This window comes from Enterococcus sp. BWR-S5, from assembly GCF_016745255.1.
Taxonomy (GTDB): Bacteria; Bacillota; Bacilli; order Lactobacillales; family Enterococcaceae; genus Enterococcus_L.
Map to the genome: position 1 here is coordinate 47,136 of NZ_JADOEQ010000011.1, position 11,471 is coordinate 58,606.

Consider the following 11,471-nt stretch of genomic DNA (forward strand, 5'->3'; position numbering starts at 1 on the left):
TAAACAATTTCTCATTTGCAAAAAGACAAGAACAATTGTTATATAATTATCCGTAACATATCCAACACTCTCGACACAACCCTTTATTTATCAACTATTCCATTCTACATAGAAAAATTTGAGTTGAACAACCTGTTTCTTTTTGTTATTCTAAAATCTGCAAATTTTTTATAGGAGATAATAATAATGCTAAAATCAAAAAAGATAAAGATAACCTTGGGAGACACCTTTATTCAACGCAAATGCGCCCATTGCAAAAATCCGGTTACGTTTAAAGCCCATCGTATCGAAAGAAAGATTGTTCTATTCGAAAAGCCTTTGTATACAATCCATGCAGTCAGCTATATCTCTTGTCCAATCTGCGACCTAAAAAGAGAAATTTCAGGAACAAAGCTGAAAAAATATCTATCAGGCAAGACCCATGTCCTCATGCTTTGAGGAAACTATTATCCGTACATATAAGAACATTATTGACACGTCCCTGCCTTCACTGCTTCGACTCTTCAGCCTTCTTCCTCCTATTTAAAAGCACTCTGTACCAAGGATTAGAACACTTCACCATATTTTCTCATTGAATAAATAAATTGTTTTTCATCTGCTGTAAAAAGCCGTATACTAGGATTGTGAATTCAAACACAATCTATTCAAGGAAAGGGTTTTTTTATGAAAAAGAGAACGATGGTATTATTGACTTGGGTATTGGCATTTGGGGCCATTGCATCCGGTTGCGGATCAGACAGTAAAACAGCTGATTCCAGCGCTTCTTCAAACTCAACTGGTGAAAGCAGTTCAGCAGATGTTGCTTCCGGTGCATCAGAGAAGGTATACACAGATATTTCTGAGCTGAAAGATGACTATGACATCATCATTGTTGGTGCGGGCGGTGCCGGAATGACAGCCGCAATCGAAGCCAAAGAAAAGGGCATGAACCCTGTCATTTTTGAGAAAATGCCTGTAGCAGGCGGAAATACGTTAAAATCTTCAAGTGGTATGAACGCTTCTGAAACAACGTTCCAAAAAGAAGAAGGTATTGAAGATAGTAACGATAAGTTCTATGAAGAAACACTTGAAGGTGGACATGGGACAAATGATAAAGAGCTTTTACGTTATTTTGTAGATAACTCCGCTTCAGCAATTGACTGGCTGGATTCCATTGGTATCAAGCTGAACAACCTGACTATTACAGGCGGAATGAGTGAAAAACGTACGCACAGACCGGAGGATGGTTCTGCCATTGGAGAATACTTAGTCGATGGCTTGTTCCAAAATGTGAAAGAAAATGATATCCCATTATTCGTTAATGCAGACGTAACAAAAATCAATGAAACAGATGGAACCGTAACAGGCGTTTCAGTGACTTTTAAAGACGAAACGACAAAAGACATCACAGGGAAAGCAGTGATTGTGACAACTGGCGGTTACGGTGCCAACAGTGATATTATTGAAAAATATCGTCCAGACTTAAAGGGCTATGTAACGACAAACCAATCTGGAAGTACAGGCGACGGCATCAAGATGATTGAAGAAGTCGGCGGCACAACAGTTGATATGGATCAAATTCAAATTCACCCGACAGTACAACAGGACAAAGGTGTATTGATTGGTGAAGTGGTACGTGGTGAAGGTGGTATTTTAGTTTCTCAAGAAGGTACGCGCTTTGTTAACGAGCTGGACACAAGAGATAAAGTATCAGCAGCAATCACAGCATTGCCGGAAAAATCAGCCTACCTGATTTTTGATGCCGGTGTCAAAGAACGGGCAAAAGCTATCGAATTCTATGAACAGCAAGGCTATGTGGTCGAAGGCGAAAGTATCGAAGCATTAGCGAATGAGCTGGATATGCCTGCGGACAAGCTGGAGGAAACACTGAAAACTTGGAATGCGGATGTAAAAGCACAGGATGATACTGCGTTTGGTCGAACAACAGGAATGGATAACGACCTTTCAAAAGCACCTTATTATGCAATCAAAATCGCACCGGGAATCCACTACACAATGGGCGGTGTGAAAATCAATAAGGAAACACAAGTGTTAAATAAAGACGGAAAAGCTATTACAGGTCTTTATGCAGCAGGCGAAGTAACAGGCGGTCTTCATGGAGAAAACCGTATTGGTGGAAACTCTGTAGGTGAAATTATTGTCTTCGGCAGACAAGCGGGTGTCCAAGCCGCTGCCTTTGCTGAAAAGGAATAACAGGCAACCTCATATCTGCTGCTTTAGCAGCTAACATTTACAAAAGCTCTCAGAAAAAAGGTATCAGTTCGGCAAGAAAGCCGCTGATACCTTTTTATTTATTCATTTTCCTTTTTATCTTTCCCTTTTTATTTTTCCTTTTTAGCCAATTGCCTTTTTAATCAGTTCGGCATTTCTTGACCGTTGCAGATTACTAATCTTGCTGCTGGTTATTTGCTGTTGCATCATTTGAAGATATTCTTTTAAAGAAGCTTTGTCATCGCCACTCTCTGCTTCTTCGTAGGCTTTGACAGCCGTTGGTACACCCTCGACACCGACCATATAGAAAATAGAAATGTCCAGGTCTCTCAGCTCACCCCGCTGATAGTTTTCATAATTATAAGAAACAATATCGTTTCCTGTATTACGATAGCTCATGAAAAGGACACTCATGCTTACGATGAGAATGATGGCTCTCAAATACTTGAAGGATTGCCATAGGGAAGCAATAAATACACAGATACACAGTGCCAAAACAACCATAAACCAAGAGGTATTGAAGCGTAAAGGTGTTAAGCCAAATGCTTGGATATAGACCTGCATTTTGGCAAATCCCAGAATGACTAGCGCCAGTGTTTCAATGCCGATAATACTTAGACTGACTTTGATTCCCTTTGAACTATGACTGAACAGTTTGATTAAAGAGAAGATACCGACATTGATTAGTGACACTGCCAACAGTTGGAAAAAGCCTTCACGCGCATAAGCAGATAAAGTATAGGCTGTATCACCATTGCGAAATTCAATATACCCCATAATTGCTGCCACGAAAAACAACAGATAGATTGAGATAAAGATGAATAGTATAGTTAGAAAAAGTACATCAGGACCTTTGACTGATGGAATAACATGTTGGCTGACTGGCGCTTTCTCCAAATTCCTATAGACACACAAGAATAAGTACATCCCTAGCGGAATCGCAATCAAGAATATCATGAACTGTTCCGCTAAACCAACAGAAATGAAGTTTGCGGCTGAACGAATAAAACGTTCAAACATGCTGTCAGCACTACTCAAAAGAGAAATCACAATCGCGGCAACAGGGAACGAAATAACGATCCCAAGAATTACCAATTTCATGGATTTGTGTTCTTTTCCTACTAAACGGTAAATGGATAAACCTGCAGCCACATTTTTAAAAGGTCGAACTAGAAACCCATCAATAAAATCAAAAAAGACATAGCTGCTTAGTTGATTTCCCTTTCTGGTACCCGCAACTACCAGCACCCAATACATACAGCTGAAAAAGAGCAGCAGCGAATTCGTCCCCATCAGGATTTTGTTTTCAAAAAGGCTGAAGGAAAGACTCAGCGCAAAGATATACCCAAGATAGCCATAATGAATCCAGCTCAGCTTCACCTCTCGAACTCTAGCATAGCCATAGATAGAGCTGACAAAAATCAGTGACAGCATCGTTGTCCAGAATCCCCCACGATCCTGTGCAATTTCCTGAACTGCAATATAGGCAATAATAATACTAAGTAAACTAAATACTACGTCTTTTCCATCAAATAAGGGCCGCTTTTCTTCCCAGTGCTTTTGCAGGTCCTCCTCCTGATTTACTTCCATCATCTACTCTTCCTCCCGATACTCCAAAATATCTGCCGGCTGACAATCCAATGCTTTACATAGCGCCTCTAAGGTACTGAAGCGGATTGCCTTTGCCTTATTATTCTTCAAAATCGAAAGGTTCGCCGGAGTTAAATTAATCTTTTCTGCCAGTTCTCCTGCACTCATCTTTCGTTTTGCCATCATCACATCAATATTTACAACAATTGCCATTAGATGGTAAAGTCGTTCTCTTCCTTAATCAAAAGTGCCTGGCAAAACACATTTTTGATTATTCTTACAATAACACCGACGAAGGCCGCAACCCCTGCAACAAACAGCCAAGGATAGTAGTAGCTTCCTGATATCAGCAGAATAACCGCCTCCAGAAAACACAGCCAGCTAATCAGCCGTAAATTTTTGATGTTTCTTTCTGTAAATGTTTCATCGTTATCAATTTGTTGAATTAGTCGATGCAGCAAAAATAAAATAATCAGCCCCACACCAAGACAGCACTCCAATGTAAAAACAAATAGATGCTTGTTTGTCGGTGACACTGCATGGAGCGGTACAATGACTTCGATAAAGCTCGACATAAAAATCATTGCCGCAAGCATCATCGCTGCCAGAATATAAATGCACCAAGCAGAGAGGCGGGTTGACTGTTTATCCGTCCAGTTCATTTTGTTCCCTCCTTCAAGTACCTTCATCATACGGCAGGTCTTTTTGACAGTCAATATAAATTTATCGATAATCGATAAATTTATATTGATTTACGATTAATAAAAAGGGGGAAAGCTGATACTTTCAGCCTTTTTCATAAAAGTTAAAAATTAGTAAAGCAAACAAGAAAACTGAAAGACTTCTTTTCAAATGATAAGTCTGAGTTTTCTACATATTCCCAGCTTGCTATCAAAGGCTCCGATTTAAAAACAAAAAGAGATTGGACTTACTAGCAGTCCAATCTCTCTTCATTATTTCGTTCAATTCAATAGTTATCGTAAAAATAGCTACTTGCTTGAATCAAGCATGAAACAAAGCGTTTAAACTTTTCCCGTATTCTCTTTACCCTGCAATGTCTCTCCGTCTATACCCGATAAAGCCGCCAGCCAGAAGTAAAATTGCCAGGCATGTGATTATAAGCAGTGGCTGCCAATCAAAGGAATCGACAGGAATACGTGGAATGTAGCTGAATACCGATAGATTTTTGATACCTTTAGGCACCTTAAGCAGGCTGCCTAGATAATCTACAAAGAAAGAAAAGACCAGATAAAACCAGACGGTGCCACTCCATTTTGGAAGCCAGCCTACGAATAAGATACCCACACCCATGACAAACCAGACAGCGGGTAAATAAACCAGACCGGATTTCATCATGACCGCCAATGCAATCGGCTCAGCCATCACACTGCTTGAAGCGCCATATAGGCTAAACACCGCTGCAGCCAGCATAACGATTGATGCACAAAAAGCGATGAAGACATACGTGCCGAGAAGCTTCGTTCGTGTAAGTGATTTTGAAAGAAGCTGTTCAAGTCGACTTTTCTTTTCTTCTGCGTAAGGCTTCAAAGCAACAGTTAAAACAGGAATCGTTCCTAAAATCGCTAAAATCACCATCAAAACCGTCATAAACTGCTCCGTCAATGAGTAGTTACTTTTCTCCGGCAGCAGCATAGCCAAGAGGTCGCTGGATTTAAAAAAGTTTTCCAAATCACCAAAAATGGATCCATAGCTGATACCCGCAACAATCATCACGACAAACCAGCTGATTAGCGTCGTTTTCACGAGGCGGAAACTAAACCCCAGCGGTTGTCGTAAAAAAGAACCTGCGTGACTTCTGCCGCTTCGCTGTGGAATAAAGCCTGCTTCCAAGTCTCTAATACTGTTCAGGTAGAAGCTGACGCAAAACAAGACAAGTGAAAAGATAATACTTAAAAGGATTGGAAACCAAGAGTTATTCACAAATACTTCGGTCTTATACACCCAGGCTAAAGGGGACAGCCATGAAAAATTCTCATTGCTCAAATCAGTAAAGCCCCGAAATAGATAGGCCAGTCCTAAAAAGCTAAGAGAAAAGCCAACTGTTCCTCGTTTGGATTCTGCCAGCTGTGCAAAAACAGCTGTTACACCAGTGAAAACCAAGCCGGCACTCCCCAAAGCAGCTCCATATAATAAAGAACCACCCATCGGCATCGTCTTAACCCCCAGCAATCCCACGCCAACGCCATTCGTAAGCATAATTAAAAGACTGATTAGCACCATCTCAACGATAACCGCAATAAGCGGCGCCAAACGACCGACCGACAATGCTCGAATCATTTCCAGTCGTCCATCCTCTTCATCGCCTCTCGTATGACGTGCGGTCATAAGAATGGTCATGACTGCTGCTGTGATAGCCATGAATAGAGTCATTTCATGACCAAACATCGCACCTATTGTATAGTTATCCAAGCTGCTGCTGGGACCAATCATCGCAATCATTGCCGGATTTCTGACTGTTTCTGCCATTACCTGACGCTCCGCAGTTGTCTGAAACAGCTCTGGAAAGGCTCCCGCAACAGCTATTGATAGCCCAGCTATGCCAATCAGCCAGAATAGAATCTGCCAGCGATCCCTACGCAGATTCAAGCGCAGTAATTTCTGCCATCCTGAAAAATAGACACTCATCTTACTCGTCCCCTTCCAGCTTACCCGCTTGATCCTCATAATGCTGCATGAACAAATCCTCTAATGTTGGCGGAGTACTTTCCAGCTTCACTACCTCATAAGGAGCAAGAAACTTGATAATGTCGCCCATTTTTTCAGAGTCTACTTGGAATTTAAACTCAGTTGCTGTTCCTGATAAGTCATAGATACCACGCTGCTCAGATAGTCCCTCTACTGGCATTTTAGTTGAAACCGACAACAATGTGCGAGTAAGATGCCGCAGTTCACTTAGTGTCCCTGTTTCAATAATCTTTCCCTTACGAATAATCGTAATTCGGTCACATAATCGTTCTACCTCGGATAAAATATGACTGGAAAGCAAGACCGTCTTTCCCTGTGATTTTACTTCCTCTACGCATTCTTGAAAAACTCTTTCCATTAATGGGTCAAGTCCGGATGTCGGTTCATCTAATACAAACAAGTCAGCATTACTGGAAAAAGCAGCAATCAACGCTACCTTCTGACGATTTCCTTTCGAATAGCTGCTACATTTTTTTGTTGGATCAAGGTCAAAACGATGAATCAATTCTTCTCGCTTCTCAGCATTCGGATTTCCTTGTAAGGACATGAATAAATCGATTACTTCCCCACCTGTCAAGTTCGGCCATAGATTCACATCTCCCGGAACATACGCAATTCTTTTATGGCTCTCAACGATTTCTTTCCATGCATCCATACCAAAAACAGTCGCTGTTCCAGAAGTCGCTTTGAGAATTCCCAAAAGCACCTTAATTGTTGTTGACTTCCCGGCACCATTCGGACCGATAAAACCAAAGACTTCCCCCTGCTTCACAGTCAAATCCACTGATTTCAAGGCTTCGACATGCCCAAAATTCTTATCTATCCCTTTCAACTCAATGACATTCATTTTCATTTCCTCCTGCCCATATATCTAGATAATGAGTAACTATCCTCCAATAAAATATGAATTATTCCTATTTTTATAATTCATAATATACGCTCTTTCCTGTCTTTTAGCAACAATTTATGTACTCTGTCAATTGAAAAAATTCATGAAATACCCTATATTATATATGTAGAAAAAACAAAAAAATTATTTAAAAAAAGGAGCAGCTGACTAAGATGAATGGTTTTGACCGCAGAAGAAAAGCAAAAGAACAAACAATCCTTCAGACCGCGCTGGCGCTATTTATGCACCAAGGAGTCAAAAATACGTCGGTTCAGGCTATTGCCAAACAGGCGAGTGTTTCTCCTGTCACAATATTCAACTACTTCGGCTCCAAAGAGAACCTTCTGGATCAGACCTGCCTACTCTATTTCAACAGCACCTATGACGATTTCAAGCGGATGATTGATTCAAAGAAAAGCTTTGAAGAAAAGATGCAGTACCTAATTTTCATAAAAGGACAGGTATCAAAGGACATTCATAACGAATTTTATGAAGCCCTCATGTTGAAATACAGCCATCCAGATGATTCCATGACTGAATTTCTCCAAAAAGGGATTGTCCTTTATCAGGCATTGTTTGAGCAAGGAAAGGAAGAAGGTATGATTAATCAGGAATTGTCCATGCCGGCGTTGATGCTCTATTTACAGCTTTTAACAACTTCAATGCAGGATGAAGCCATCTATAAAGATATCCTTCCTTTCAGCGAGGAAATCATGGAAATGTTTTTATACGGGATATATGGGAAACGAGAGTAACACAAACAGCAGAAAACTCAAAGTTACGATGATGGCTATTCTCTTTTATTTATCATTTGTCCCCTTTTTGAGTCGGAAAAAAATGGAACTACAAGAGTATTTATTTCAATTGTTCATCTAATCCCTACTTCCATCTGACGATTATCAGATGGTTTTTTTGTTGCTTCACCGTTTATATATCATCTTCAAATATCTGCTAAATCCCTTGATATACCAGCATGTCAAACAGCTTTTACGCTGATTTCTCTGTTATTTTCACGACAAAATAAAAAGGGTTTAGTATACTGAGTGCAAGGAGGGAAAAGAAAATGAGTATTGGGAATCAATTAAAAGAGCAACGCTTAAAACACGAATTAACACAAGAGCAGCTGGCAGAAAAAATCTATGTCAGTCGGCAGACTATTTCCGGCTGGGAAAATGGGAAAAATCAGCCAGATTTAGAAAACATGATTATGTTGAGTGAATTGTATAAAATTTCTTTAGATGAATTATTGAAGGGAGAAGCGGTTAATATGGATGTCCAGCCAATTACTCCTCAAACACCTTTAAAACCGGCACCAACTCGAAGATACACATTTCTATTATTTTACTGGTCGTTGTTATCGGTTGTTCTGCAAATCATTCTTAGGAAAGAAAATATTAGCTTCTTACTTGTCTATGCTTTCGTAGGCTTTCTGATTACTGCAGCTTCTCTCAAAAAAACCAATCGGCTATCTAACCTTTACAGTCAGGGAGAAAATATGTTTGATCCCGGTGTTTACCTATGCTTCGGCTTTATCGTATTGATTATTGTGGGATTCATCATTCAGAACTCAATCATTGGAAGTCGCTGATGGACCATAGAACGGAGGAAAAATCTATCATGAAAAACGGGCTCATTTTAACGATGTCTATTCAAGAGAATAATTCAATTCAATATGCGCGACAGGATCAGCACTATCTCCCGCGTTTAAAAAACTACCTGCTGCTGGAATATGGCGACATCCATTGGGAACAAAAAGCAGCCTTTGAAATCACAGAGGAAAATATTCAGAACTATCAAGTTATGGTCGTCACAGCCTTAACTCGGCGACACACAGAACAATTCAAGCAATGGAACCCTGAGCTTCAAGTGATTGAACTATCTACCGACCAATTCATGAAATCGATGGCTTCCCGTGCCTTTGTTTTCAACATGAGTACCGGATACGTATTGGCCGAAGCCCCTTCAGTAAATGTCAAAGGCGTTCCTGTAAAAGCAGACTATCCACGATACACCGATCAGGATTTACGCCAGCTGATGAAGAAATATCCAAACATCTACTGGGAGGTTGAAACGCTCGAGGAGCTGAAAAAGAAATTAGACAAAAACACAAGGAATGTCACTGTAGCCTTGACTCCGGCTGCCACTGCATACAGAAAGCTGCTCTCAAGCAGCTATCCTACCGTTTCGATTATAGATGCACGGGTGGAGAAAAAGCTGCAGCAAGGGACCCTGAAGGATGAACAAATGATGATTGCCATCACCTGCGTTACTTCTTTGCTGCTGATTTTGTTGGCATTGTTTTAAGCTTAGTCAGACTTAAATAAAAAAATAGCTAAAAAAAGAGTATCTATACCGTAAAGCAGTAGTAGAGACTCTTTTTTAGTTAACAGATTTCAATTCCGGCATTTATCATAGGCCGCAGCACCGACTTAGGACATAGCGACAGGTAATGTACTTTCTTAAGATTGACTAACTGTTCAAATCCTTGAACCGATGTGACGTCAAAGCTGCCATCTTCACCATCCCAATCTGGAATAAGCCATGAATAGATTGTTGACCCGCCATCGAAAACCAGCTCTTCAACCTTTACCAAATCAGCTTTAGAAAGCACGATGCCCTTTAAAAAATCTAAAACCTCAGGAATTGGTTTAGGATTTACCTCCGTATACCATTCGTAATTATCTACAAACTTACTTTTTATTACATGCAATTCCGCTAGAAAGCTAGGCTTTTTTTCTAAAAGGGCCTCCACCACCACTAACTTAAAATTCAAATCATCAAACATACTACACTCCTTTTTAACCGTTCAACTTCCTATTTGTTCGACATCATTCATCCTTTAGCTTATGCTCCAAGTATATCTTACTTTTTCATTTTAGGCATATCGTTTTTCATCATTTAACTCTTCTCAACCACTAGACAATAAAGATTATTCAACTATTTTCCCCTTAACTGCTCTACTTAGACACATAATTCTTACTTTTCTCTCGTCACGTTTCAAAAAAACATTTTATATAAATCAAAATCATAATATTTATTTTTTAGTTATTTATTATTTAAAAAAAGAAATACATAACCGTCTTTTTGTGCTATTATTAAGTTAACTAATAATAGAAGGGGTGTTTTTATGCGTTTGAAAAGTTTATTGGGAACCGGAATAGTTGCACTGGGGATTTTAGGAGGATTGGGATTTGCTGAAACTGCATCAGCTTATTCTGGAAACGAGTATTGGGAGTATGTCAATGAACAAGTTGCAGGTCAGTATATTCAGATACCGTCACTTGATTTACGTTATGTTGTTTCAGGACATAATCGGCATGCCAGTGTCACCAACTCAGATTTATTCAAAAACTACGGCTTGATTACACCGGAATCTGCTTTAGAATATGAAGGGTTATTTTCTGAAGAGGTATGGTATATCGAAAGTCTGGAAGGGCTGGATCACTTCACAAACATCAACTACTTCGGTATCGATGGGTTGCAAGGCGTAACCGATTTTCGTCCATTGAGTAAATTGGTGAACTTGGAACGCTTACATTTAAATCATGCTAGAGTCTCTTCACTAAATTTTGTGAAGGATATGCAGCAGCTGCGTTCATTAAACATAGAGACAGATGGTGACATCTTCACCAGCGGCTATACTCAATCAGTAGAAGAAGCAGAAGAGACGTATAAATATGGCATACCGGAAAGTGTGGTTTTACAGGACCTGTCCCCGTTATCTGATTTGAGCAGCTTAGAATATATCTATATCGAAATGCTTAATGGTGAATTCGAACCTATTAGTATGAAAAACGGCTATAGAAAATATGAGGTGTTTGAACCCATCACCTTATCCACACAATTTGGTGATACCACTCTAACTTATAGCTCAACAGATACCGGCTTCTCTAACACAGATGGCGTGTTAAAATGGAATGCCGTTCCCTATGGGACAAAAGAACTCAACTTATCTTGGCGCGCAGAAACAGAAGACGGCGCTTATAGATATAATGGTTCTGCGGTAATCCCAATTATTTGGAAATAACATGAACCAAAGAAATCGCCTAGCTATCATATTTTGTGATAGCTAGGC

The 11,471-nt window shown here is 39.9% G+C and carries 12 protein-coding genes; 6 read left to right on the forward strand and 6 right to left on the reverse strand.

Annotation, left to right across the window (positions count from 1 at the left end):
- Positions 1–186 precede the first annotated feature (186 nt).
- Both IW510_RS13085 and IW510_RS13090 read left to right on the forward strand, forming a co-directional pair.
- Positions 187–438: a zinc-ribbon domain-containing protein gene (locus IW510_RS13085; RefSeq protein ID WP_202060368.1), complete on the forward strand. Its 252-nt coding sequence runs from the start codon at positions 187–189 to the stop codon at positions 436–438.
- A 225-nt stretch (positions 439–663) separates the two neighbouring features.
- Positions 664–2,193, forward strand: a complete 1,530-nt coding sequence (locus IW510_RS13090) for a flavocytochrome c (RefSeq protein ID WP_202060370.1) — start codon at positions 664–666, stop codon at positions 2,191–2,193.
- Positions 2,194–2,334: 141 nt separating this feature from the next.
- Here the strand turns inward: IW510_RS13090 and IW510_RS13095 are convergent, their stop codons facing one another.
- From IW510_RS13095 to IW510_RS13115, 5 genes are all read right to left on the reverse strand, one after another.
- Positions 2,335–3,804: a DUF4153 domain-containing protein gene (locus IW510_RS13095; protein WP_202060372.1), complete on the reverse strand. Its 1,470-nt coding sequence runs from the start codon at positions 3,802–3,804 to the stop codon at positions 2,335–2,337.
- Positions 3,805–4,014, reverse strand: coding sequence for a helix-turn-helix domain-containing protein (locus IW510_RS13100; RefSeq protein ID WP_202060374.1), 210 nt, complete (start codon positions 4,012–4,014; stop codon positions 3,805–3,807).
- A complete protein-coding gene (locus tag IW510_RS13105; protein WP_202060376.1) occupies positions 4,014–4,463 on the reverse strand; it encodes a DUF2975 domain-containing protein in 450 nt (149 codons plus the stop codon). The genes IW510_RS13100 and IW510_RS13105 overlap by 1 nt, the downstream gene beginning before the upstream one ends.
- Positions 4,464–4,845: 382 nt before the next feature.
- The gene (locus tag IW510_RS13110) at positions 4,846–6,447 is read right to left on the reverse strand and encodes an ABC transporter permease (RefSeq protein ID WP_202060378.1); all 1,602 of its coding nucleotides are present in this window, start codon (positions 6,445–6,447) and stop codon (positions 4,846–4,848) included.
- Between the two features lies 1 nt (position 6,448).
- Entirely contained in the window at positions 6,449–7,354 is a 906-nt protein-coding gene (locus IW510_RS13115) for an ABC transporter ATP-binding protein (protein WP_202060380.1), read from the reverse strand.
- Between the two features lie 215 nt (positions 7,355–7,569).
- On the opposite strand from IW510_RS13115, the gene IW510_RS13120 reads away from it, so the two are divergent.
- The 3 genes from IW510_RS13120 (at position 7,570) to IW510_RS13130 (ending at position 9,700) form a co-directional block, all read left to right on the forward strand.
- Complete coding sequence (locus tag IW510_RS13120) at positions 7,570–8,151, forward strand: TetR/AcrR family transcriptional regulator (protein ID WP_202060382.1); 582 nt, start codon at positions 7,570–7,572, stop codon at positions 8,149–8,151.
- 308 nt (positions 8,152–8,459) lie between these two features.
- Positions 8,460–8,984, forward strand: a complete 525-nt coding sequence (locus IW510_RS13125) for a helix-turn-helix transcriptional regulator (protein ID WP_202060384.1) — start codon at positions 8,460–8,462, stop codon at positions 8,982–8,984.
- 29 nt (positions 8,985–9,013) lie between these two features.
- Positions 9,014–9,700: a hypothetical protein gene (locus tag IW510_RS13130; RefSeq protein ID WP_202060386.1), complete on the forward strand. Its 687-nt coding sequence runs from the start codon at positions 9,014–9,016 to the stop codon at positions 9,698–9,700.
- Positions 9,701–9,779: 79 nt separating this feature from the next.
- Here the strand turns inward: IW510_RS13130 and IW510_RS13135 are convergent, their stop codons facing one another.
- The gene (locus tag IW510_RS13135) at positions 9,780–10,181 is read right to left on the reverse strand and encodes a DUF6892 domain-containing protein (RefSeq protein WP_202060388.1); all 402 of its coding nucleotides are present in this window, start codon (positions 10,179–10,181) and stop codon (positions 9,780–9,782) included.
- Positions 10,182–10,523: 342 nt separating this feature from the next.
- On the opposite strand from IW510_RS13135, the gene IW510_RS13140 reads away from it, so the two are divergent.
- Positions 10,524–11,423, forward strand: coding sequence for a hypothetical protein (locus tag IW510_RS13140; RefSeq protein WP_202060390.1), 900 nt, complete (start codon positions 10,524–10,526; stop codon positions 11,421–11,423).
- Positions 11,424–11,471: the final 48 nt, after the last annotated feature.